The sequence below is a fragment of the Lonsdalea populi genome (genome assembly GCF_015999465.1).
Classification (GTDB): Bacteria; Pseudomonadota; Gammaproteobacteria; order Enterobacterales; family Enterobacteriaceae; genus Lonsdalea; species Lonsdalea populi.
The window spans coordinates 495,070-520,063 of sequence record NZ_CP065534.1 but is presented as its reverse complement, the minus strand read 5'-3'; the positions used below and the strand labels follow the sequence as shown (position 1 = coordinate 520,063).

Below are 24,994 nucleotides of genomic sequence, written 5' to 3'. Positions count from 1 at the left end.
TCAGCTCGCCAGCTCCAAAATACGTGTCACCAATTGTGGAAAGGTCAGGCCATGCTGTTTGGCGGCCATCGGTACCAGGCTGTGCTCAGTCATCCCCGGCGAGGTATTCACCTCTAGCAGGTAGAATTTACCGTCGTCATCCATCATCACATCAACCCGTCCCCAACCGCTGCAGTCCAGCGCGCGGTAGGCCGCCTGCGAGAGAGAAGCCAATTCGCTTTCCTGTTCCGCAGTCAGACCGCTAGGGCAAAAATAACGGGTATCATGCGACTCGTACTTCGCCTGATAATCGTAAAACGTGCCTGTCGCCTGAATGCGGATCGATGGCAAGGTTTCGTTACCGAGAATAGCCACCGTAAACTCCGGGCCGCTCAACCACTTCTCCACCATCACATTTTCGTCATGATGTAAGGCCGCTTCCAACGCCGCAGGTAAGGCTTCAGCCTGTTCGACTTTGCTCATTCCGACGCTGGAACCTTCCCGACTAGGCTTGACAATCAATGGCATACCGAGAGGTTCCAATAACTTTAGCAAACCAGATGGATTACTGCGCTGAAACTGATGCCGATTCAGCACGATATAAGGCGCGACCGGTAAATTTGACGCCTGCCAAATCTGTTTGGTGCGGCACTTATCCATCGTCAGCGCCGACGCCATCACGCCGCTACCGGTATAAGGCAGTCCCAGTTGCTCCAGCGCGCCCTGCATCGAACCGTCTTCACCGCCACGCCCGTGCAGCGCGATAAATATCCGGGTAAAACCTTGTTCCTTGAGGTGACTGACCGGGAAATCGCGGGGATCCACCGCGACCGCGTCGATCCCCGCGTCCCGCAGCCCGGCCAGCACGGCCCGCCCCGAGAGCAGTGACACTTCGCGCTCCGCGGATGAACCGCCCAGCAATACCGCCACTTTATCAGTCATCTCATCTCACCCTTTCGCCTGCGGCTGCAGGCGGGAATCCGCCAGCCTGCGGGCCAGTTTGCCGATATTACCTGCGCCCTGAACCATCACGAGGTCACCATCTTGCAGCGCCGGCGCCAACAATTCAGGCAAAGTCTCTATATCAGGTACAAAAATCGGATCAATCTTACCCCTTCCGCGAATTGTGCGACATAAAGAGCGGCTATCTGCCCCTGGGATAGGCATTTCTCCTGCCGAATAAACGTCCAGCATCAATAAAACGTCCACCTGAGACAACACGTGCGCGAAGTCGTCGTACAGATCCCGCGTGCGCGTATAGCGGTGAGGCTGGAAAATCATCACCAGCCGTTTTTCCGGCCAGCCCGCCCGCGCCGCTTTAATCGTGGCGTCCACCTCCGTGGGATGATGACCGTAGTCATCCACCAGCATGACCGCACCGCTTTTACCGTTTACCGACTCCAGCGGGTATTCGCCCAGGAAGTCGAAACGACGGCCAGTGCCTTCGAAACGTTCCAGCGCGCGCAGGATTGCGACGTCTTCAATGCCTTCTTCTGATGCCACCGCCGCCGCCGCCGCCGCGTTCAACGCATTGTGGCGGCCAGGCGCATTCAGGGTCACGTGCAGCAGGGGTCTCCCCTGACGCGCTAGCGTAAAGTGTCCCTGAGCGCCCACCTGACGGTAACTGGCGATGCGCACATCCGCATCGTCGCAAAATCCGTATGTCGTGACGTGGCGCCCCACGCGCGGCAGCAGCTCGCGGATGACCTGATCGTCCAGACACATAACCGCATGTCCATAAAACGGCAGGTTGTGCAGAAAGTTGATGAACGTCTGCTTCAGGTTCTCAAAATCGCCCTGATACGTGTCCATATGGTCGGCTTCGATATTGGTCACGATCGCCGCCATCGGCTGCAGATGCAGGAAAGACGCATCGCTTTCGTCCGCTTCTGCAATCAGGTAGCGGCTGGATCCCAGTCGCGCGTGCGTACCCGCCGCTTTCACCAGTCCGCCGTTGACGAACGTAGGATCCAGTCCGGCTTCCGCGTAAATACTGGTGACGATTGCTGTCGTCGTCGTTTTGCCGTGCGTTCCCGCGACCGCGATGCCATGACGGAAGCGCATCAGCTCCGCCAGCATTTCCGCCCGGCGAATTACCGGAATACGTGCGTCCGTCGCGGCGATGATTTCCGGGTTGTCGCCGGAAATGGCGCTGGAAACGACCACCACGCTCGCGCCATTCACATTTTCTGGACGATGGTGGAAATAGATCTGCGCGCCCAAATCACTCAGCTGCTGCGTGACCGCATTCGGCGCCAGATCGGAGCCGCTAATCTCATAGCCTTCATTAACCAGAACTTCGGCGATACCGCCCATGCCGGCACCACCGATGCCAACAAAATGGATGTGCCGGACGCGGTGCATCTCGGGCACGATTGAACGCAGTTTCGCCAGTTGTTGTGTATTCACTTTTACCTATCGCTACCTAATTGATCGCCGCTCTTTGTCCGGCGATGTCATGATTAATGTTGCACCGCTGCGGCGTCTTGTACGCCCGCCGCCGCGACGACTTCCGCAGCAACGCGCTCGGTCGCATCAGGAATGGCGACCGATTGAGCCTTTTCGGCCATGTCGCGCAGCGTAGCGCGGTCCCAGCCGGCCAGTACATCGCTGACGGCGTCAACGCTGATTTGGGCCTGCTCGATAATTTTGGCCGCGCCCGCCTGTTCCAGCGGCAACGCGTTCCAGTACTGCTGGCGATCCTTATGCTGGAACGGCACGAAAAGCGCCGGCAAACCGGCAACGGCGATCTCACTGACCGTCAGCGCGCCGGAGCGGCAGACAACGACGTCGGCCCAGGCATAAGCAGCGGCCATCTCATCAATAAACTCGACCACGTTGTGCTGCGGCTGTCCGGCTTTCGCGTATGCCGCCTGAACGTCGGCCTGAGCGCCTTTACCGGTCTGATGCCAAATCATGATTCTGTCGCCCAGCGTGGCGGCCACGCCTGGCAGCGTCTGGTTCAACACCCGGGCGCCCTGACTGCCGCCGATAACCAATACGCGAATAGGCCCGCTACGGTCCGCCAGGCGTTCCGCCGGTGACGGCAGCGCCAACACGTCGGTACGCACCGGGTTTCCGACCACGGGCGCGTTGGGAAATGCGCCCGGAAACGCCTGCAAGACCGTTTTCGCAATTCGCGACAGCCAGCGATTCGTCAGCCCGGCGATGCCGTTCTGTTCATGCACCACCACCGGGATGCCACACAGCCACGCCGCCAGTCCGCCGGGACCGGAAACATAGCCGCCCATGCCCAGCACCACATCGGGACGATACGCCCGCATAATCGCCCGCGCCTGACGCACCGCGCGGAAAATATGCACCGGCGCGCTGATCAACGCTTTAAGCCCTTTACCACGCAGGCCGGAAATGCGGATAAAATCAATTTCAATACCGTGCCTCGGCACCAAATCGGCTTCCATACGGTCGGCGGTGCCCAGCCAGCGCACCTGCCATCCCTGCGCCATCAGACGATGCGCCACGGCCAGCCCCGGAAACACATGGCCCCCGGTGCCGCCCGCCATCACCATCAAACGCCTGCCTTCGCCACTCATCGGGCACTCCTCGTAAACGCCTGTGCTTTCGTCAGACGTGTCTCATAATCAATACGCAACAGTAATACGATGGCGGTCGACATGATCAGCAGACTGGACCCCCCGTAGCTGACTAGCGGTAAGGTCAGCCCTTTGGTCGGCAACATGCCCGCCGCGGCGCCCACGTTGACCAGCGTTTGGAAGCTGAACCAGATGCCGATGGAGCATGCCAGGAACCCGGAAAAACGCTGATCGATCTGCAGCGCCCGGCGTCCAATCGACATCGCCCGAAAGGCGACGAAGAATATCATTAACAAGACCAAAACCACACCGATATAGCCCAGTTCTTCGCCTAAAATGGAGAAAATGAAATCGGTGTGCGCTTCGGGCAGATATTCCAGTTTTTGAATCGAATTCCCAAGCCCCTGGCCCCAAAGTTCGCCCCGCCCGAACGCCATCAGCGACTGCGTCAGTTGATAGCCGCTGCCGAACGGATCGTCCCAGGGATTCCAGAACGAAGTGACGCGGCGCATACGGTACGGTTCCGCGATAATCAGCAGACACACCGCGAAAATACCGCTGCCGATAATCGCCAGGAACTGCCACAGCTTGGCGCCCGCCAGGAACAGCATGGCCAGCGTCGTGATGAACAACACCACCACGGTGCCGAGGTCCGGCTGCGCCAGCAGCAACACCGCCAGCACGACCATCACGCCCATCGGTTTGCAGAAGCCCCAGAAGTTGTTTCGCACCTCTTCTACTTTGCGCACCATGTAGCTGGAGAGGTAGCAGAACAGCGCCAGCTTCGACAGCTCGGCGGGCTGAATGCGCAACGGCCCCAGCGAAATCCAGCGGGATGCGCCGTTGACCGAACTCCCGACGACCAATACCACCAGCAGCAGAACGATGGCAATCAGCAGTAAAACCGGGCTGTAGCGCTGCCAGACTTCCATCGGCACCCGCATGGTGACCAGCGACAGGCCGAACGCCAGCGCCAGATAAAGCCCGTCGCGCTTGGCGAACAAGAACGGGTCGCCGGCGAGGCGTTGTCCTACCGGCATGGAGGCGGACGTCACCATCACGAAACCGAGGACCGCCAGTCCGAGCGTCAGCCACAGCAGAGTACGATCGTACAGCACGGCGCTCAGGTTATCGCTTTCGCGCGTCCCCATGATCCAGCGTCTCAATCGTTCAACTACCGCCCCTGCCATCTGCATCAGCCCAGCTCCTCCGCCAAACGTGCAAATTCATCGCCACGCTGCTCAAAGCTGCGGAACTGATCCAGACTCGCACAGGCCGGGGACAGCAACACCACATCGTCGGGCTTTACGTGCTGCGCGATCTGCGTCATCGCCTGCGCCATCGTCTCGGTACGCCGGGCGATTTCGGGGCGCAATGCCGCCAGCAGATCGCCATCGCGTCCAAAACAGTACAGCCGCACGTTATCGCCCTGAAGATAGGGCTTCAGCGGGGAGAAGTCGGCGGCCTTGCCGTCTCCGCCCAGCAGCAGATGCAGCGTGCCGTCGATGCGCAGCCCGCTCAACGCCGCCTCGGTGCTGCCGACGTTGGTTGCTTTCGAGTCGTTGATCCAGCGCACATCGTTGCGATCCAGCACCAGTTGGAAACGATGCGCCAGGCCGGTAAAGCCGGTGAGCGCCGCCAGCGCGGAAGCGCGGGGAATGCCCACCGTATCGGCCAGCGCCAACGCCGCCAGCGCGTTGGTATAGTTGTGCTGCCCGACCAATTTGATGTCGCGCGTATTGATCACGCGCTCCCCGTTCACCCGCAGCCAGGTTTCGCCCTGCTGCCGATTCAGGTGATAGTTGCCTACGTCCACGCCGAAGCTCAGACAGCGGTCGTCGGCGCCGCGCACCGGCATGGTCAGCGCATCATCGGCATTCACCACGCAGACTGCGGCGTTTTCGTAGATGCGCAGTTTCGCGGCGCGGTACTGCTGCAAGCCTAATGGATAACGGTTGGAGTGATCTTCCGTCACGTTCAGGATGGTGGCCGCTGCGGCATGCAGACTATAGGTCGTTTCCAGCTGAAAGCTGGACAGCTCCAGCACGTACAGCTGACATTCCTGCTTGAGCAGTTCCAATGCCGGAACGCCGATGTTGCCGCCGACGCCCACCGACCAACCGGCCGCACGCGCCATTTCCCCCACCAGCGTGGTGACGGTGCTTTTACCGTTCGAGCCCGTAATGGCGACGATCGGCGCCTGCGCCTCGCGGCAAAACAGCTCGATATCCCCAACGATCTCAATGCCCGAGTCCGCGGCGTCGCATAACGCGGGCGTCGCCAGAGCAATGCCGGGGCTGGCGACGATCAGGTCGGCGTCCATCAGCCAGTCTTCCTGTAATCCGCCCACATAGCGTTCGACCTGCTCCGGCAGTTTATCCAGACCGGGCGGACTGATACGGGTATCCACCACGCGAGGCGTCACCCCGCGCGTGAGGAAGAAATCAACACAGGAGAGCCCGGTCAGGCCCAACCCGATAATGACGACTTTTTTACCCTGATAGTCCATGTTGTTACCGTACCTTCAGTGTGACCAGTCCAATGAGCACCAGCATCAGAGAAATAATCCAGAACCGCACAATCACGCGCGGCTCCGGCCAACCTTTAAGTTCATAGTGGTGATGTATCGGCGCCATACGGAAAATCCGCTGGCCGCGCAGCTTAAAGGAACCCACCTGCAAGATCACCGACAGCGTTTCGACCACGAACACACCGCCCATAATCACCAATAAAAATTCCTGACGCAGCAGCACGGCGATGGTCCCGAGTGCGCCGCCCAGCGCCAGTGAACCGACGTCGCCCATAAAGACCTGCGCCGGATAGGTGTTGAACCACAGAAACCCTAGCCCCGCGCCCACAATCGCGGTGCACACCACCACCAGTTCGCTGGCATGGCGGATGTACGGAATATGCAGATAGTTGGCGAAGTTCATGTTCCCCGTCGCCCACGCCACCAGCCCGAAGCCCGCGGCGACAAACACCGTCGGCATAATCGCCAAACCGTCCAGACCGTCGGTCAGATTAACGGCGTTGCTGGTGCCGACAATGACGAAATAAGCCAGCACCACATACATCAGCCCCAACTGCGGCATGATGTCCTTAAAGAACGGCACGACCAGCTGCGTCGCCGGCGTGTCTTTGCCGATGGCGTACATGGAAAAGGCGACGATCAGCGCCAACAGCGACTGCCAGAAATACTTCCAGCGCGCGATCAGCCCTTTGGTATCTTTACGTACAACCTTGCGGTAGTCGTCCACGAATCCGACGATGCCGTAACCCAGCAGTACCAGCAACACGCACCAGACATACGGGTTCGACAGGTTCACCCACAACAGAACGGAAATCGTGATCGACGCCAGTATCATCACACCGCCCATCGTCGGCGTACCACGTTTGCTGAAGTGCGACTCCGGCCCTTCGCTACGAACCACCTGACCAATCTGTAAACGCTGCAGCCAGGCGATCAAATGCGGCCCCATCCAGAGCGAGATCACCAACGCGGTCAGCAAGCTGACGATGGCTCGAAACGTCAGGTAGGAAAAGACGTTGAAACCGGAATAAAATTTGACCAATTGTTCGGCCAACCACACTAACATGTTGCCTTCTCCTGTAATGCGCGTACTACCTGCTCCATCGCAGCGCTGCGTGAGCCTTTTATTAAAATGGTCATTACTGTGTGTTGCGCCAGCAGCGCCCGAAGACGGGCGACCACGGCGGATTTATCCTGAAAATGTTCACCCTGACCGCTGGCCTGGCTAATCCATTCACTCAATGTGCCGACGCTCAGCACGCGGTCGATACCGGCAATCCGTGCGGCCTCTCCGACCTGACGGTGGCATGCTTCCGCTTCCTGCCCCAGCTCCGCCATGTCACCGACGACCAGTACCCGATATCCCGACATATCCGCCAGCACCTGCACCGCCGCCGTCAGGGAACCGACGTTGGCGTTGTAGCTGTCGTCCAGCAGGCGTTGCTCACCACCCAGAGAGATCGGGAACAGCCGTCCCGGCACCGCCTGAAGCTGCGCCAGTCCTGACTTCACGGCCCCCGGCGATGCCCCAACGGACATCGCCAGCGCCGCGGCGGCCAGCGCGTTGGCGATATTGTGTTTACCCGGCAGCGGCAGCGTCACCTCAACCTCGCCGAACGGGCTGTGCAGCGTGAACGTCGTCCCCTGCGCCGTCACAACGACATGGCTGGCGAAGAAGTCCACATCCTCCGCGGCTTCCGGCGAAAAACGCCAGACGGTTTTCTGCGTCAGCGTCGTTTGCCAGTGCGGCCAGTCATTGCTGTCGGCGTTGAGAATGGCGACGCCGTCGGCGGGCAGACCGTTGAAAATCTCGCCTTTGGCCTGCGCGACACCGGCCAACGACCCGAACCCTTCCAGATGCGCCGCCGCGATATTGTTGACCAGCGCCGTCTGCGGCCGCGTGAGATCGGCGGTGTAGGCAATCTCGCCGATGTGGTTCGCGCCCAGTTCAATGACGGCGAAATCGTGTTCCGGCGTCAGTCGCAGCAGCGTCAACGGAACGCCGATATCGTTATTCAGATTCCCGGCGGTATACAGGACGTTGCCGCACTGCCGCAGAATCGCGGCGGTCATCTCTTTGACCGAGGTTTTGCCGGACGAACCGGTGAGGGCGACGACGTGAGCCGATGCTTGCTGCCGTACCCAGGCAGCCAGCGCGCCCAGCGCCAGCCGCGTATCTTTAACGATCAGCTGCGGCGTTGATACAGGTAAGCGCTTACTTACCACCAGTGCAGCCGCGCCCTGGTCAATCGCCTTCGCGGCGTAGTCGTGGGCATCGAATTTCTCACCCTGGAGCGCAACAAACAGGCAGCCTTCCGTCACATGACGGCTATCCGTCGAGACGGCGTCGATCGCCAGATCGTCCCCGTCCAGACCGGCGTCCAATACGTTCGCCAATTGGCTCAGCGTTATGCGAATCATGCCACCACTCCCAACAGGCGTGCGACGGTCAGGCGGTCGGAGTAATCCAGCCGCTGATTGCCCACAATCTGATAATCTTCGTGACCTTTCCCGGCCACCAGCACCACATCATCCGGCCCTGCATGCATCACCGCGCTGCTGACCGCCGCCGCGCGGCCTTCGATAGTTTGCACGCGGCCGGCATCCATCAGGCCGCTCAGGATATCCCGGACGATGGCCTGCGGCGCCTCGCTGCGCGGATTGTCGTCCGTCACGATCACCTTGTCGGCCAGCTGTTCCGCGACCGCGCCCATAAGTGGGCGCTTACCTTTATCACGGTCGCCGCCGCAACCGAACACGCACCAGAGCTGCCCCTGACAGTGCAGTCTCGCGGCCAGCAACGCCTTTTCCAACGCGTCCGGCGTGTGCGCATAATCCACGACCACGGTCGGCTTGCCCTCGGCGTGGAAGACTTCCATCCTGCCGCACACCGGTTGGATCGCCGTCGCCGTTTCGGCCAGCCGTTTCAGCGGATAGCCCAGCGCCAGCAGCGTCGCCAGCGCCAGCATCAAATTACTGACGTTGAATTCGCCCATCAGACGGCTGTGGATCACGGTCCGCCCCCAGCTGGAATCGACCTGTGCGGTAAAACCTCCGTCGTGGTAGTCCACTTTCGTCGCCTGTAGCCAGCGGTCATGGCCTGCTGGACGCTGTGCTTCCAGCGTCACGGCCACCGCGCCAGGAAGTCGGCTCAGCCAGCGGCGGCCGATATCGTCGTCCGCATTGATGATGGCTTCACCGACCTGATGTTCCGCGAAGAGTGTCCATTTGGCTTCTTCGTAATGCACCATGTCGCCGTGATAGTCGAGATGATCGCGGCTTAGGTTGGTAAACACGGCGGCAGCGAAGGGCAGCGCGGCAACGCGATGCTGAACCAGTCCGTGGGAAGAGACTTCCATCGCGGCAAACGTTGCGCCCGCATCAGCCAATTGGCTGAGCGTCTGTTGTACGCCGATGGCCGATCCCGTGGTGTTTTCCGCCGGGGCTTCTCGTCCCAGCAATCCGTTGCCGATGGTGCCCATCACCGCGCTGGTTTCCCCCAGCGCCTGACTCCACTGCGCTAACAGCTGGCTGGTGGTCGTTTTGCCGTTGGTGCCGGTCACGCCGACCAGGCGAAGTCTCTCCGCTGGCTGGCGGTAAAAACGTCCCGCCAGCGCTGAAAGGCGCTGATTGAGCCCATTCAGATAAATCACCGGCACGCCGTGCTGTTCACACACGGTGCCTTCCGGGTTTTCCTCATCCGCCTGTGCGATCACCGCGGCCACGCCTTGAGCGATGGCCTGCGCAATATAGCGTCGCCCGTCGGTCTGGTGTCCGACAATGGCGACAAAAACGTCTCCGGACGCGGCAATGCGGCTGTCCAGCGTCATGTCCCGCAGCGTGCGCTCGGGAACGTTGGCAACCCACGGCGCCAGCAAATCGTGCAAATTACGATCTGTCACCTGAGCCCTCTTTTCGGTTAATAACGAATTCATTTTTCTCCCCCGTCGCCAGGGCATCCGGCTCGATGTTCATGGTGCGAAGCACCCCGCCCATGATGGCGCCGAATACCGGCGCAGAGACCGCACCACCGTAGTATTTCCCGGCCTGCGGATCGTTGATGACCACGACCAGCGCGAAGCGAGGATTACTGGCCGGTGCAACACCGGCGGTGTAAGCGATGTATTTGTTGACGTACTTGCCGTCCGGTCCGACCTTTTTCGCCGTACCGGTCTTGATTGCGATGCGATAGCCTTTGATCGCGGCTTTCGAACCACCTCCGCCCGGCAGCGCGACGCTTTCCATCATATGCACCACGGTACGAACGATGTTTTCAGGAAAAATACGTTCTCCCGGCACCGGCGGATCGACTTTGGTAATGGAAAGAGGACGATAGACGCCGAAACTGCCGATAGTGGCGTACATTCGCGCCAGCTGTAGCGGCGTGACCATCAGACCGTAGCCGAATGAGAAGGTAGCGCGTTCGATATCGGCCCAGCGCTGACGGTGAGGAAACAGCCCTGAGCTCTCGCCGACCAGCCCGAGGTTGGTGGGTTTACCCAGACCAAAGCGAGAGTATGTATCCACTAACACCGAGGAAGGCATCGCCAGCGACAGTCGGGATACGCCGACGTTGCTCGATTTTTGCAGCACGCCCGTCAGCGTCAGTTCGTTGTAACGCGCCACATCTTTAATTTCATGACCGTTGACGTAATAAGGCAGCGTATTCAGAACGCTGTTTTCCTTCACCACGTTGCGCTGTAGCGCGGACATGACCACCATCGGCTTCACGGTGGAGCCCGGCTCGAAGATATCGGTAATGGCGCGGTTACGGATGACATCGTTGGAGGTACCTGACAGATTGTTCGGGTTGTAAGACGGGCTGTTGGCCATCGCCAGTACTTCACCGGTATTGACGTCGACCAGCACCGCGGTGCCGGACTCCGCCTTGTTGAAAGCGACGGCGTTATTCAGCTCGCGGTACACCAGCGCCTGCAGGCGTTCGTCGATGCTCAGCATCAGGTTGTGGGCAGCCTGACTGTCCACGGAAGAGATATCTTCAATCACGCGGCCGAATCGGTCTTTACGCACGGTACGTTCGCCCGGTTGGCCGGTCAGCCAGCGGTCAAAGCTCTTCTCTACCCCTTCAATCCCCTGCCCGTCGATGTTGGTGAAGCCGATGAGATGGGAGGTCACCGGACCTGACGGGTAATAGCGACGTGACTCCTGACGCAGATTGATGCCCGGCAGCTTCAGTTTATGAATGTATTCGCCGATGGTGGGATTGATCTGACGCGCCAGATACACGAAGCGGCCATTGGGATTGGCATTAATTTTGGTGGAGATTTGGTCAAGCGGCATTTCCAGCGCGTCGGCCAGCGCTTTCCAGCGCGTATCCAGCGTGATGCCGCCGTGGCCGTTCACTTCCTTGGGATCGGCCCAGATGGCGTTGACCGGGACGCTGACCGCCAGCGGACGACCCGCGCGATCGCTGATCATGCCCCGAGCGGTCGGCACTTCCTGAACACGCAGGGAGCGCATGTCGCCTTCGCGCACCAGTTTATCCGGCGCAATGACCTGGAGGTAGGCGGTACGCAGCATCAGGCCGACCAGACAGATCAGAATCCCCCCGCAAAGCAACGCAAAACGCCAGCTGACGAAGCTGGCATGTTCTTCCTGACGTTTCAACCTTCCGGTGCGTGCGGGTTTCATTTATTAAGTCATAACCTGTCAGTTCATTGTTTAACCACAATATTTTCCTGCGAAGGATCAACGTGCCCCATGTAGAGTTTTTCTATCGCGTTCTGCTCGACACGGCTATGGTCGCCCAACGCATTCTCTTCCAGAATTAGGTTACGCCACTCGATATCCAGCGCATCCCGTTCCAGCAGCAGGCGCTCGCGTTCTGCGGTCAGCAAACGAGTACGATGCGCCGTGGTCACCACCAGTACGGCCGAAATCAGAACAGCGACCAGCAGCAGCAACGGCAGTTTGCCATGCCGCAGCAAATCTTCTGCAATGACGCCAACCAGCGAGTGACGTTCGTGCCCGATCATGAGGACAATCTCTCAGCGAAACGCAGTACGGAGCTGCGTGCGCGTGGGTTCTCCGCGACTTCAGCGTCGGATGGCTTCATTTTTCCTGCGATTTTCAGGGTTCTCCCTCCCTGCTCCCGCAGCTGTTCTTCCGTCAACGGCAAACCAGCCGGCACCTGCGGCCCACGGCTGTTATGGCGAATAAAACGCTTCACGATGCGGTCTTCCAGTGAGTGGAAGCTAATCACAGACAGTCGGCCTTCGGGAGCCAGCACATCCAACGCGCCATTAAGCGCACGTTCGATCTCTTCGAGTTCGCTATTGATATAGATACGGATGGCCTGGAAAGAGCGCGTTGCCGGATGTTTATGCTTTTCACGAATCGGGCTGGCGGCGGCAATCAGCTCGGCCAGATCTTTCGTGCGCGTCATCGGTTCGGTCTGATTACGCTCAACGATAGCGCGCGCAATACGACGGGCGAAACGTTCTTCGCCAAAGGTCTTAAGCACCCAGGCGATATCTTCCGTTTCCGCCTTCATCAGCCATTCGGCGGCAGAGACGCCGCGAGTCGGATCCATACGCATGTCGAGCGGGCCGTCGCGCATGAAGGAGAAACCGCGCTCCGGATCGTCGAGCTGAGGCGACGAAACGCCGAGATCCAGTAGTACGCCGTTGATTTTCCCCGTCAGTCCGCGTTCTTCAACGTATTCAGCGATTGAAGAAAAAGGACCGTGAATGATAGAGAAGCGCGTATCGTCAATGTCGCTGGCGGCGGCGATAGCCTGAGGATCGCGATCGATTGCCAGCAGGCGGCCCTCCGGCCCCAAATGGGACAGAATCAGACGGGAGTGACCGCCGCGGCCAAACGTACCGTCAATGTAAATACCGTCGCCGCGAATGTTCAGGCCGTTGACGGCCTCATCCAACAGCACGGTCGTGTGTTTAAACGTTTCTGTCATGACTATAGAGATAAGTCCTGCAATCGATCAGATAGCGGTTCCTGAGTCGATTGTTCAGCTTCGATGTCTTCCTTGACTTGTCGATACCAGGTCTGTTCATCCCACAGTTCAAACTTGTTGAACTGCCCGACCAGCATCACTTCTTTTGTAAGCTTTGCATGTTGCCGCAGGGTGGGCGCGATCAATAAACGCCCGGCACCATCCATTTGGCACTCGCTGGCGTGTCCCAGCAGCAAGCGCTGAACGCGACGTTCGGCGGGATTCATGCTAGACAGGCGAGAGAGCTTCTGTTCGATGATTTCCCACTCAGGCAAGAGATAAAGCAGCAGGCATGGCTGGTGAAGGTCAATGGTGCAAACCATTTGCCCCTGCGCTTCCTCGTTCAGTACGTCCCGGTATCGGGTCGGGACGGCGAGCCGTCCTTTACTGTCGAGATTGACCAGATTTGCCCCACGAAACATGGTTATATTTAGCCCTTCATGCCATTTTCTACCACTTTGCCCCACAAATTCCCACAATCCAGAGTTTACGGAGGGGAGGAAAACCTTGTCAAGCAAGTAAGGAGGCGGGCAGGTATTATTTTCGGCAACTTTTAGCAGGAGAAAACAGTTAAAAAAACACCAGTAAAAAATAATGAGGATTAAGGCTGTGATTATTTGAGAGAAATTAACCGGGCCTCAACGAATGCGTGAAAGATATACGCTTTAACAGCTAATGCAATATTATTCTCACAGCCACATATCGTTACGTATTTTTTATTTTTGACAAGACCTGTCCATGGTCTCAAACCCTGATTTATCAGTATTTTTCGACTTTCCATTTTGCTCAAAATGGATAAGTCTTAAATTTCTGATGTAGTTTTTGAATTGGAAAAAATTTTTTATGAGAAAAACAGAATGTTTACATTAAGAATGTTTTATCAATGAAGACGTCCACGCTCTAACGAAGTTTATCGGACACGGAAAGGCTGTTTATATTTACAGTATAAATAAATCATGCTCGACTAATAATAATCAGCGGGGCTTGAAGCAAAGCCGATTCTATATAAAAGAAAGTAGGCAACGATTCTCACATCGTTTTCTTCACTAACAAATACAATCCTTTGTTTCAAATAACTATTTCTATCGTTAGCACAATAATGAAATGCTAGTATTCATTTATACCCATAAAGCAGCACCATCCGCTAACAATAACGATAAAATAAGAATTTACCTCTGCAATGCAAATAACATCCGGTTATGTAAACTGCAAAAAAGACAACAAACCAAGATAAAACACCACAATAGCAACGTATTTCTGTTTTTATCCTCTACACTCTGGAGCCAATCGGTATGTTCACCCTCTCCTTACGCCTGAGCAGCACGCTGGCTGACACCTTTCCCCATGGGGATTTACTGTTTCGTTACAGGCATGGCGATGGAAATATTGATTTCAGGCGTGTCGTTCCAGTAGTCGCTTTCCTCACGCCTGCTTTCCATTCCGGTCAACATCGTGATTGCGTAGCCTTATGGATTCTAGCGCGATCGCGTCGTCTATTTTACGCAAAAGCTGGTGCCCCAATACCGCAGGAGTAAAAACGTTGCTGACCTTATTGCCTACGTCAGTTTTCAGTCGCCGGCATATATGGCTATTTTGCTAAGTATTGGCGCCAACGCCTCGAAAATGGCGACAGCAGTCGGCAGTTATGCCGAGATATCCATGGTCATGGGAGTGGCCTATGGTTATTTCCTCAAATATTTTCGTCAACTGTTCCGCGTATCCGTCAGAAGCCGAGAACGGCTCGGTCCCCCATTAATATTGCGCAGGATGTGGCGTAGAAAGATAAGAATTTTTATAAAACGCGATTTTCTTAGCAGAAAGCCCAGAAATAACGCGATCTGGGTAAAAATTCTCAGAGATATCGAGGTGGTGTGTAATAAATGGCGATGATTATGGCAAGAATAACAGAAGGTGCCGGGAAGATATCGGCCCGGCAATTTCTTATCACTTTAACGACGGCTTAACGAACCTCGACGATAAAGACTACGACGAATGCGATAAAGTCCCGCCTTCGGCCTGCGCGGTTCATCCAAACTGGCCAGCACCAGTTCCAGTACCCGCTCAGCCACTTCCCGATGACGCTGCGCGACGGACAACACCTGGCATTCCAGAAAATCCAGCAGCTCATTGTCGCCGAAGGTGGCGATAGCGAGATTGTTAGGCAAACGCCCGCTTTGCTTTAACGTCACGTCCATCACGCCCTGTAACAAAGGGAAAGAGGTCGTGAACAATGCCTCCGGCATCGGATTGTGCTGCAAATAGTCCGTAAATATCGCCGCCGCCGCGCTGCGTTCGTAGCTGTTCGCATAGAGATAATTCACCTGCCGCGGGTCGCTCTCCCAGGCCTGCCGAAAACCTTGTTCGCGCAGGAAGCTGACGGATAGCTCTGGCAACGCTCCCAGATACAGCACCCGCTCAGCCGGAATGTTGCGTAGCTCTTGCGCCAGCATTTCCGCATCTTCCCTATCCGCCCCGACCACGCTGGTAAAATGCTCGCAATCGAGTGCACGATCCAACGCGATAATCGGCAAAGGATCTTTCACCCATCGCTGATAAAAAGGATGTTCCGGGGGTAACGACGTGGACACGATGATGGCATCGACCTGACGCTGCAAAAGGTGTTCGATGCAGCGCATTTCGTTGTCGGGCTGATCTTCCGAACAGGCGATCAGTAGCTGATAGCCACGCTGACGCGCCTGACGTTCCAGATAGTTGGCTATCCGGGTATAGCTGGTATTTTCCAGGTCGGGGATGACCAGGCCGATAGAGCGCGTTCGCCCTGCGCGCAACCCGGCGGCCACGGCGTTTGGATGATAATTGTGTTCCCGGACCACAGCCATGACCTTTTCAACGGTCTTATCGCTGACGCGATACTGTTTCGCCTTTCCGTTGATGACATAACTGGCCGTCGTACGCGAAACCCCCGCAAGACGCGCAATTTCATCCAGTTTCACTGGTAACCCCTTAATAAGTCGGATAATGAAGAATCAATAGAATGATAGCCATAAACTAACCAGGGATATCCGCTCGATCTAACCGCATAACCTTCCGGACAGCAACCGCTTTTATCACGGTATGATGACACGCATAGACTGTTTAGCGTTGCCCTGGCCCTGACGGGGCTGTACCGGGTTATAACGGTGACTCTGCTCACCCCTTCGGGTCGACGCATTGAACGCGTCAATCACTGCTGACGTCTTGTCTTCGATATCCTTGGAAACAAAGCATCCTCTGCATAGGTGAAAATAGCGTCGCCAGCCCGGAAAACCCTCCGAACGCGTTTTTCTGACAAAATACCCCTGCCGGTAGATTTTTTATCCGCGTCAAAAAACGTTTTAAACGCGAATTTGAGGGATAAAATTCGGGCAATTTTGCCCTCTCAAAATAGGACGCATTAACATAATGGCAGTTTGTGCAGCAGGCAAATTACGCGGGATCCTCACGTTTACTCTCATTCGAGGAGTTCGCTGCCAAAAAGACTTTTACTACGTTAAAACTCCAAAAGAATTGGCGTTGGTCTGAAAATATCCCGCGGTATTTGAGCAGGTCAGCAAAAAATATTATCGGCACTTATCTCCTTTTCTGCCCGAAAAATCCCAACTTTTATCTTTGTTCGCCGACATCACCAGCTCAAACATTCGGTATATCAACCGTTTGGCCGTCTATTTTTAGAACGATTTCGACCGATTTTATCGCCGAAATCAGGCAGAGAAATCCCGCTTTGCGGCAAAAATCAAACGTTGACATACCCACTGTATTCAAGTACCAATACTAGAGAAGTCATTAACTAACAAACATTGGAAGACAATCAGCATGTTCCACTTCGCTAAACGACTAGGCCTACTACTAATCGCATCCAACATGCGCGGTATGCCGGTGGGCGAAATTTACAGCTGATTTTCACGCCACACCTTCAAAAAGCCCGCGCCATTGCGCGGGTTTTTTTTTACTCGCCGGGCGTCAGAACAAACAAGACAAAGGAACCAGAGCGATGAGCCAAGAAGTGATTATTTTCGATACCACATTGCGTGATGGTGAGCAGGCGCTGCAGGCCAGTCTGAGCGTTAAGGAAAAGATTCAGATAGCCATGGCATTGGAACGTATGGGGGTCGATGTGATGGAAGTGGGCTTCCCGGTCTCATCACCTGGCGATTTCGATTCAGTACAGTCCATCGCCCGGCAGATCAAAAACAGCCGCGTCTGTGCACTGGCCCGCTGTGTAGAGAAGGATATCGATGTCGCGGCCGAAGCCCTGAAAGTGGCTGACGCATTCCGTATTCATACCTTCATCGCCACCTCGCCGATGCATATCGCCACCAAGCTGCGCAGCACGCTGGATGACGTGATTGAACGCGCAATCTATATGATCAAACGCGCTCGCAACTATACTGACGACGTCGAGTTCTCCTGTGAAGATGCCGGACGAACGCCGATTGACGATCTGAGTCGCGTGGTGGAAGCCGCGATTAACGCCGGCGCCCGCACCATTAACATTCCAGATACCGTCGGCTACACCCTGCCCCATGAATTCGGCAACATCATCGCTTCTCTGTACCAGCGCGTTCCCAATATCGACAAAGCCATCATCTCCGTTCATACCCATGACGATCTGGGTCTGGCGGTCGGCAACGCCATGGCGGCGATCAACGCGGGCGCCCGTCAGGTAGAAGGAACGCTGAACGGCATCGGCGAACGTGCCGGAAACTGCGCGCTGGAAGAAGTTATCATGGCGATCAAAGTGCGTCAGAAGCTGATGAATCTGCACACCAACATTCATCATCAGGAAATTTACCGCACCAGCCAGATGGTCAGTAAGATCTGCAACATGCCGATCCCGGCCAACAAAGCCGTCGTCGGCGCCAACGCCTTCGCCCACTCTTCCGGCATCCATCAGGACGGCGTGCTGAAAAATCGTGAAAACTACGAAATCATGACGCCGGAATCCATCGGCCTGAAAGAAGTACAGTTGAACCTGACGTCACGCTCAGGCCGCGCCGCAGTGAAACACCGCATGGAAGAGATGGGCTATAAGGATTGCGACTACAACCTGGACGATCTGTACACCGCCTTCCTGAAACTGGCGGACAAAAAAGGCCAGGTATTTGATTACGATCTGGAAGCGCTTGCGTTCATCAACAACAAGCAAGAAGACGCCGCCCTCTACCGTCTGGATTACTTCAGCGTACAATCAGGCTCCAGCGTCATGGCCACCGCCTCGGTCAAACTGGCCTGCGGTGAAGAAATCAAATCAGAAGCCGCCACCGGCAACGGCCCGGTCGACGCCGTTTACAAAGCCATCAACCGTATCACCGGTTTCGATATCAATTTGGTCCAGTATCAGCTGTCCGCCAAAGGTCATGGTAAAGAAGCGCTGGGTCAGGTGGACATCGTGGTCGACTATCAGAACCGCCGCTTCCACGGCGTCGGACTGGCGACGGATATCGTCGAATCCTCCGCGAACGCCATGGTGAACGTGTTGAACAATATTCAACGTGCGCAGATGGTTGAAAAGGAATTACTGCGCTTGCAGCAGCAGAACAACAAACAAAATAGTCAGGAAACAGTGTGATGAACAAAAGCTACCATATCGCCGTACTGCCGGGTGACGGCATCGGCCCGGAAGTCATGGCTCAGGCCTACAAAGTGCTGGAAGCCGTGCGTCAACGTTTTGGTTTGAACATAACAACCAGCGAATATGACATTGGCGGCGCCGCCATCGACCGTCAGGGCACGCCGCTGCCGAAAGATACCATTACCGGCTGCGAACAGGCGAGCGCGATCCTGTTTGGTTCCGTCGGCGGTCCGAAATGGGAACATTTGCCGCCGGCAGAACAGCCTGAACGCGGCGCATTGCTGCCGCTGCGTAAACACTTCAGCCTGTTCAGCAACCTGCGCCCGGCGCGTCTGTATCAAGGGCTGGAAGCGTTCTGTCCGCTGCGCGAAGATATCGCCGCGAAAGGCTTCGACATTCTGTGCGTGCGCGAACTGACCGGCGGGATCTATTTCGGCCAGCCGAAAGGCCGTGAAGGCAGCGGTAAAGATGAACGCGCTTTCGATACCGAGATTTATCACCGTTTCGAAATTGAACGCATCGCCCGCATCGCCTTTGAATCCGCACGTAAACGCCGTCATATCGTGACATCAATCGACAAAGCCAACGTGTTGCAGAGCAGCATTTTGTGGCGCGAAGTCGTCACCGAAATCGCTAAAGATTACCCGGATGTGAAGCTGAACCACATGTACATCGACAATGCCACGATGCAGATGATCAAAGATCCTGCGCAGTTCGACGTGGTGCTGTGCTCCAACATCTTCGGCGACATTTTGTCCGACGAATGCGCCATGATCACCGGCTCCATGGGCATGCTGCCTTCCGCCAGCCTGAACGAATCCGGTTTCGGTCTGTATGAACCCGCGGGTGGTTCCGCGCCGGACATCGCTGGCAAAAACATCGCCAACCCGATTGCACAAATCTTGTCTGCGGCCCTGCTGCTGCGTTACAGCCTGGGTGAAGATGCCGCCGCCGCCGCCATCGAGCAGGCGGTGAATCATGCGCTGGAAGCCGGACACCGCACAGGCGATCTGGCTCGCGACGGCAAGGCCATTGGCACCAGTGAAATGGGCGACGTCATTGCCCGTTATGTCGCGGAAGGGGTGTAATCATGGGTAAAACGTTATATCAGAAGTTATTTGATGCGCACGTCGTGTATGAAGCGGAAAACGAAACGCCGCTGCTGTATATCGACCGTCATCTGGTGCATGAAGTGACATCGCCCCAGGCGTTCGACGGTCTGCGCGCCAAAGGTCGTCAGCTGCGTCAGCCCGGCAAAACCTTCGCCACCATGGATCATAACGTCTCCACTCAGACTCGCGACATCAAGGCGAGTGGCGAGATGGCCCGCATTCAGATGCAGGAGCTGATTAAGAACTGCAAAGCGTTCGGCGTGCAGCTGTACGATCTGAACCACCCTTATCAGGGCATCGTTCACGTCATCGGCCCTGAGCAGGGCATGACGCTGCCGGGAATGACCATCGTCTGCGGCGACTCCCACACGGCCACCCACGGCGCGTTCGGTTCTCTGGCGTTCGGCATCGGGACTTCCGAAGTCGAACACGTCATGGCGACGCAGACCCTGAAACAGGGCCGCGCAAAAACCATGAAGATTGAAGTTACCGGCGATGCGGCTCCGGGCATCACGGCCAAAGACATCGTATTGGCAATCATCGGCAAAACCGGTAGCGCGGGCGGCACCGGTCATGTGGTCGAGTTTTGCGGCAAGGCCATCGAAGCGCTGAGCATGGAAGGCCGCATGACACTGTGCAACATGGCGATTGAAATGGGCGCGAAAGCCGGTCTGGTCGCCCCGGATGAAACGACCTTCACCTACCTGAAAGGTCGCCAGTTCTCGCCGAAAGGCAACGAATGGGAAAAAGCCGTCGAGTACTGGAAGACGATGAAGTCAGACGCGGATGCTCAATTCGACAGCGTGGTCACGCTGAACGCCGCCGACATCGCGCCGCAGGTCACCTGGGGCACCAACCCCGGCCAGGTGATCGGCGTGAATCAGGCCATCCCGGCACCGGAATCCTTCAACGATCCGGTTGAGCGCGCCTCTGCCGAGAAAGCCCTGAATTACATGGGCCTGAAAGCAGGCATCAAGCTGACCGACGTCGCCATCGACAAAGTCTTCATCGGCTCCTGCACCAACTCGCGGATTGAAGATCTGCGCGCTGCCGCCGCTATCGCCAAAGGCCGCAAAGTGGCTGCGGGCGTGCAGGCGATGGTCGTACCCGGCTCAGGTCCGGTAAAAGCACAGGCCGAAAAGGAAGGTCTGGACAAGATTTTTATCGAAGCCGGCTTCGAATGGCGTCTGCCTGGCTGCTCAATGTGTCTGGCGATGAACAATGACCGTCTGAATCCGGGCGAGCGCTGTGCCTCCACCAGCAACCGCAACTTCGAAGGTCGTCAGGGCCGTGCCGGACGGACTCATCTGGTCAGCCCCGCCATGGCCGCTGCGGCCGCGGTGACCGGGCGTTTCGCCGATATTCGCGAATTGAACTGAGAGGGATAACCCATGACTAAATTCACTCAACATACTGGTCTGGTCGTCCCGCTGGACAACGCCAATGTCGATACCGATGCCATCATTCCCAAGCAGTTTCTGCAGAAGGTGACCCGAACCGGCTTCGGCCAACATCTGTTCAACGACTGGCGTTTCCTGGATGTCGCAGGCCAGCAGCCTAATCCTGACTTCGTGCTGAACCAGCCTCGTTACAAAGGCGCCAGCATCTTACTGGCCCGTGAAAACTTCGGCTGCGGCTCCTCCCGCGAACATGCGCCGTGGGCGCTGACCGACTACGGCTTCAGCGTCGTGATTGCGCCGAGCTTCGCCGATATTTTCTACGGTAACGCCTTGAACAACCAGCTGCTGCCGGTTCGACTGAGCGACGCCGATGTCGACGAACTGTTTACCCTGGTGGAAAACAACGAAGGCATCACCTTCACCGTCGATCTGGAAGCTCAGATTGTGAAGGCGGGCGATAAAAGCTATCCGTTTGAAATCGATAACTTCCGCCGTCACTGCATGATCAACGGTCTGGATAACATCGGCCTGACGCTGCAACACGAAGCGGCGATTGCCCGCTACGAGGAAACACAGCCGACGTTCCTGCGCTAAGCTTCACCGTGTCACAATGCCCATGGCCCGCTTCGGCGGGCCTGTTTTTTACCGCTCCCCACGCGGTCCCTGACACCAGTACGCCATAAACGCCATCGACTCTCGCGCGACACCCCGCTCGCCCACCAGATATCGCCTTAAGGCTTTCACCACCGATGATTCGGCGGCCACCCAGCCGAAAAACTGCCCGTGCTGACTCTCCGCCCTTTCCCACAGCAGTTCGTCTTCAGGGACTTCCGTTAACTCAACGACGGGAGGCACGCATGGGGCCTGAGGCAAGGTCAGCGCATCGCGAACCGCATCCAGCAACCGCTCGCCGTGTTTTGCTCCGCTGTCTTCCCGCGGCAGCCAATGAATATCGGCGAAGGTGAAATGGCTGAAATCCTGGCAGTCGGCACGCAAAGGCAGCTCGATAAAGGCCTGCACCTGAGGAGGCGACGCCTGCCCGGCCAACTGCTCCAGAATTCCTTTCACGGCTGGAAACGCAGTTTCGTCGGCGATCAGCAACGCCCGGCGGGTCTGCTCTACAGGCAGCCACTCATAGCCGCCTTGGCGGCCCCGCGAGTCGGCGCAGGGCGCCACCATCTGCAGACGATCACCCGGCTCGGCGCGCATCGCCCACGATGACGCCGGGCCTTCCGTGCCGTGAATGACAAACTCCACTTCCACCTCCCCCGCTGCCGCATTCAGGCGGCGAAGGGTATAAGTCCGCGCGATGGGACGTTGGCGTTTCGGCAATGCCAGCAGCTCCGCATACCAGTTCGCGACATCCGGCAGTTGAGACGGCGTGCCGTCAAGTGCAGGGAACAGGAGTTTAATTCGCTGATCGGGCGCACCGGTCATCATCCCACGCACTGACTCGCCGCGGAAAACACAGCGCATCATTGACGGGCTCAACTTCTGCTTATTCGCCAGCGCAACCTCGAAAATCTTGTACTCTTTTGCTCCCGCCATACTCATCCCTCTGGTGTTCTACCGTACTCAAGCGAAGAATGTTAGCACTCTACTGATAATGAGAACAATTATTGATACAGGGATTTATAGAAGGTGGAAGCGGCCTCACAAAGCGCGGAAGTGGTTCGACTTTCGGGCTGTCAAGACGGTCAGACGGAGGAAATAACAGAAGCAATGGCATTCATCACGCAGCGATCAATGCCACTGTTCACCCAGACGATGTTCAACAGAGGAACAAAACACAGCAACGGCAGGTAGGTTTTATTGCCTACGCCCCAAACAATGTTGAACATAAAAGCGCCCCAGTTCCATCCCTTGACTTCTCTTGGTACGGCTTTTCCATATTCGGCCATGTGTGAGTTTTCCTTGCAAAATATGACAAAAAATCACGTGGACAGTACCTAGAACTCCATTCAAGCTTCAACTATTTTGCGGCGATAATATGATCGCCTAACTATTTAACTTAATTGACCATTTCATCGAAACATTTCATTCAGCTGACGTATTGATAAGAGCACCGCGGTGCGTCAGCGGACATTCAGGGGAAGAATAGGACAGAAAAAAATCAGGCAGGGACCCGTAGGCCGCTGCCTGATTGAGCGTCAGGGAAGCAGAAAACTTTCCTGAATGCGTCCAACGATTATTCGTTAATGCGAGGATGCTGATCGATTAGCGACCGACGTTTCGTCTCTAGCTCAACGATTTGAGCGTTAATATCTTCGATTTTATGCTCGATATTGTCGTGATGCTCACGCAGCAGCTCTCTGGCTTCACTCAGGTCGGAGGCCGCCGGCGTCGCGCCTTTCAGCGGCTTGTTGGCCGTTTCCTTCATGAAGATACCCGTGACCAGACCGATAACGGCGATGACCATCAGGTAGTAGGCCGGCATAAACAGGTTGTTGCTGGCTTCAACCAGCCACGCGGTCAACGTCGGCGTCAGACCCGCGATCAGGATAGAAATGTTGAAAGCGCTCGCCAGCGCACTGTAACGGATGTGAGTCGGGAACATCGCCGGCAGCGAAGAGGCCATCACACCGGTAAAGGCATTCAGAATCACCGCCAGTATCAGCAGCCCCAGGAAAATCAGGCCGATTGCGCCACTGTTGATCATCATGAAACAAGGGATGGCCAGCAGGAACATCGCAACGCTGCCGATCACGACGAACGGTTTACGTCCGAAGCGATCGCTCAGCAGCCCCATCACCGGCTGAACAAACAGCATCCCGATCATGATGGCGATGATAATCAGTACACCGTGGTTCTCGGAGTAGTGCAGGTTGTGCGACAGGTAGCTCGGCATGTAAGTCAGCAGCATGTAGTAGGTGACGTTGGTGGCAATCACCAGGCCCGTACAGGACAGCAGACTTTTCCAATGTTTGGTGGCAATCTCTTTAAAAGAGACACGCGGCCCGGTATTCAAGCCGTCGCGGTCGTCTTTTTCCATCTTCTCAACGTGCTGCTGGAACGCCGGCGTTTCCTCCAGCGCATGACGCAGATAAAGGCCGATGATCCCAAGCGGCAGCGCCAGGAAGAACGGGATACGCCAGCCCCATTCCAGGAACTTGGCTTCGCCTATCATGGCGGAGATCAGCACCACGACGCCCGCGCCCAAGACAAACCCGGCGATGGAGCCGAAGTCCAGCCAGCTTCCCATAAACCCACGCTTCCGGTCCGGAGAATATTCGGCGACGAAGATCGACGCACCGGTATATTCGCCGCCCACGGAGAAACCCTGAGCCATTTTGGCCAGCAGCAGCAGTATCGGCGCCCAGATCCCAATGGAGTTATAAGACGGTATCAGGCCGATGCAGAAGGTACTGATCGACATGATGATAATGGTAATGGCCAATATTTTCTGACGGCCATATTTGTCGCCCAAAGAGCCGAAGAACAGCCCGCCCAGAGGACGAATCAGGAAGGGAACGGAGAATGTCGCCAGCGCGGCGATCATCTGGACGCTGGGGTTAGCGCCGGGGAAAAAGACCTGGCCCAAGGCGTAAGCGACAAAACCATATACACCGAAATCGAACCATTCCATGGCATTACCCAGCGCGGCTGCGGTAATGGCTTTACGTAAACGTGTATCGTCAATAATGGTGACATCGCCCAGAACGATGGGCCGTGCCTTTCTTCTGCGTAACTTCATAGTGAATTATTTTACCTGTTTTAATGTAATAGACTGAATTGAAACGTCTCACTGAAGGATGGTCACATCAAGATAGTTTTTTATTTCGCTATAACCGATTAACCCAGTTTCATTTACTAGCATGTTACCATAGGTTGAATGTTTATATCGACTTTAACGTTCCTTGACTCATTTTCAAAG

At 56.4% G+C, this 24,994-nt stretch carries 20 protein-coding genes and 1 pseudogene; 5 read left to right on the top strand and 16 right to left on the bottom strand.

All coding sequences use genetic code 11. The features are described 5' to 3' along the window. Genes I6N93_RS02445 through mraZ form a run of 12 tightly spaced genes read right to left on the bottom strand, consistent with a single transcriptional unit; the run spans position 1 to position 13,458 of the window. Positions 1-921: a D-alanine--D-alanine ligase gene (locus I6N93_RS02445; RefSeq protein ID WP_094107162.1), complete on the bottom strand. Its 921-nt coding sequence runs from the start codon at positions 919-921 to the stop codon at positions 1-3. A gap of 6 nt (positions 922-927) precedes the next feature. Continuing rightward, complete coding sequence (gene murC, locus I6N93_RS02440) at positions 928-2,388, bottom strand: UDP-N-acetylmuramate--L-alanine ligase (RefSeq protein ID WP_085689100.1); 1,461 nt, start codon at positions 2,386-2,388, stop codon at positions 928-930. A gap of 53 nt (positions 2,389-2,441) precedes the next feature. After that, entirely contained in the window at positions 2,442-3,533 is a 1,092-nt protein-coding gene (gene murG, locus I6N93_RS02435) for an undecaprenyldiphospho-muramoylpentapeptide beta-N-acetylglucosaminyltransferase (RefSeq protein ID WP_085689103.1), read from the bottom strand. Further along, positions 3,530-4,729, bottom strand: a complete 1,200-nt coding sequence (gene ftsW, locus I6N93_RS02430) for a cell division protein FtsW (RefSeq protein ID WP_085689105.1) — start codon at positions 4,727-4,729, stop codon at positions 3,530-3,532. Before ftsW ends, murG begins: the two co-directional genes overlap by 4 nt. After that, positions 4,729-6,042 carry a UDP-N-acetylmuramoyl-L-alanine--D-glutamate ligase gene (murD, locus tag I6N93_RS02425; RefSeq protein WP_085689107.1) on the bottom strand — a complete coding sequence of 438 codons (1,314 nt, stop codon included), beginning with the start codon at positions 6,040-6,042 and terminating at the stop codon, positions 4,729-4,731. The genes ftsW and murD overlap by 1 nt, the downstream gene beginning before the upstream one ends. A gap of 4 nt (positions 6,043-6,046) precedes the next feature. Then, positions 6,047-7,129 (bottom strand): phospho-N-acetylmuramoyl-pentapeptide-transferase, encoded by a 1,083-nt coding sequence (gene mraY, locus I6N93_RS02420; RefSeq protein ID WP_026741705.1) that lies wholly within the window; start codon positions 7,127-7,129, stop codon positions 6,047-6,049. Further along, entirely contained in the window at positions 7,123-8,484 is a 1,362-nt protein-coding gene (gene murF / locus I6N93_RS02415) for a UDP-N-acetylmuramoyl-tripeptide--D-alanyl-D-alanine ligase (RefSeq protein WP_085689109.1), read from the bottom strand. Before murF ends, mraY begins: the two co-directional genes overlap by 7 nt. Further along, the gene (gene murE, locus I6N93_RS02410) at positions 8,481-9,965 is read right to left on the bottom strand and encodes a UDP-N-acetylmuramoyl-L-alanyl-D-glutamate--2,6-diaminopimelate ligase (RefSeq protein WP_085689112.1); all 1,485 of its coding nucleotides are present in this window, start codon (positions 9,963-9,965) and stop codon (positions 8,481-8,483) included. Before murE ends, murF begins: the two co-directional genes overlap by 4 nt. Then, a complete protein-coding gene (locus I6N93_RS02405) occupies positions 9,952-11,715 on the bottom strand; it encodes a peptidoglycan glycosyltransferase FtsI (protein WP_085689115.1) in 1,764 nt (587 codons plus the stop codon). The genes murE and I6N93_RS02405 overlap by 14 nt, the downstream gene beginning before the upstream one ends. Before the next feature lie 23 nt (positions 11,716-11,738). Further along, on the bottom strand, positions 11,739-12,059 hold the full coding sequence (ftsL, locus tag I6N93_RS02400) for a cell division protein FtsL (RefSeq protein WP_085689118.1): 321 nt from the start codon (positions 12,057-12,059) through the stop codon (positions 11,739-11,741). Beyond that, entirely contained in the window at positions 12,056-12,997 is a 942-nt protein-coding gene (gene rsmH, locus I6N93_RS02395) for a 16S rRNA (cytosine(1402)-N(4))-methyltransferase RsmH (protein WP_085689122.1), read from the bottom strand. The genes ftsL and rsmH overlap by 4 nt, the downstream gene beginning before the upstream one ends. A gap of 2 nt (positions 12,998-12,999) precedes the next feature. After that, entirely contained in the window at positions 13,000-13,458 is a 459-nt protein-coding gene (gene mraZ, locus I6N93_RS02390) for a division/cell wall cluster transcriptional repressor MraZ (RefSeq protein ID WP_085689125.1), read from the bottom strand. 870 nt (positions 13,459-14,328) lie between these two features. Here mraZ and alaE point away from each other — a divergent pair. Next, positions 14,329-14,758 (top strand): annotated as a pseudogene (gene alaE, locus I6N93_RS02385) (L-alanine exporter AlaE); the annotation flags it as partial. 227 nt (positions 14,759-14,985) lie between these two features. On the opposite strand, the gene cra reads toward alaE, so the two are convergent. Next, positions 14,986-15,990 (bottom strand): catabolite repressor/activator, encoded by a 1,005-nt coding sequence (gene cra / locus I6N93_RS02380; protein ID WP_085689128.1) that lies wholly within the window; start codon positions 15,988-15,990, stop codon positions 14,986-14,988. A 1,037-nt stretch (positions 15,991-17,027) separates the two neighbouring features. On the opposite strand from cra, the gene leuA reads away from it, so the two are divergent. The 4 genes from leuA to leuD are packed head-to-tail and all read left to right on the top strand — an operon-like array spanning position 17,028 to position 21,714. Beyond that, the gene (gene leuA / locus I6N93_RS02370; protein ID WP_085689130.1) at positions 17,028-18,605 is read left to right on the top strand and encodes a 2-isopropylmalate synthase; all 1,578 of its coding nucleotides are present in this window, start codon (positions 17,028-17,030) and stop codon (positions 18,603-18,605) included. Beyond that, on the top strand, positions 18,605-19,696 hold the full coding sequence (gene leuB, locus I6N93_RS02365) for a 3-isopropylmalate dehydrogenase (RefSeq protein ID WP_085689133.1): 1,092 nt from the start codon (positions 18,605-18,607) through the stop codon (positions 19,694-19,696). The genes leuA and leuB overlap by 1 nt, the downstream gene beginning before the upstream one ends. Before the next feature lie 2 nt (positions 19,697-19,698). After that, a complete protein-coding gene (gene leuC, locus I6N93_RS02360) occupies positions 19,699-21,099 on the top strand; it encodes a 3-isopropylmalate dehydratase large subunit (protein WP_085689136.1) in 1,401 nt (466 codons plus the stop codon). A gap of 12 nt (positions 21,100-21,111) precedes the next feature. Beyond that, positions 21,112-21,714: a 3-isopropylmalate dehydratase small subunit gene (gene leuD / locus I6N93_RS02355; RefSeq protein WP_085689139.1), complete on the top strand. Its 603-nt coding sequence runs from the start codon at positions 21,112-21,114 to the stop codon at positions 21,712-21,714. A gap of 48 nt (positions 21,715-21,762) precedes the next feature. Here the strand turns inward: leuD and I6N93_RS02350 are convergent, their stop codons facing one another. From I6N93_RS02350 to proP, 3 genes are all read right to left on the bottom strand, one after another. After that, entirely contained in the window at positions 21,763-22,668 is a 906-nt protein-coding gene (locus I6N93_RS02350) for a siderophore-interacting protein (protein WP_085689142.1), read from the bottom strand. Positions 22,669-22,817: 149 nt separating this feature from the next. Further along, the gene (locus I6N93_RS02345) at positions 22,818-23,021 is read right to left on the bottom strand and encodes a hypothetical protein (RefSeq protein ID WP_197669181.1); all 204 of its coding nucleotides are present in this window, start codon (positions 23,019-23,021) and stop codon (positions 22,818-22,820) included. 287 nt (positions 23,022-23,308) lie between these two features. Continuing rightward, positions 23,309-24,814, bottom strand: coding sequence for a glycine betaine/L-proline transporter ProP (proP, locus tag I6N93_RS02340; protein WP_085689144.1), 1,506 nt, complete (start codon positions 24,812-24,814; stop codon positions 23,309-23,311). Positions 24,815-24,994: the final 180 nt, after the last annotated feature.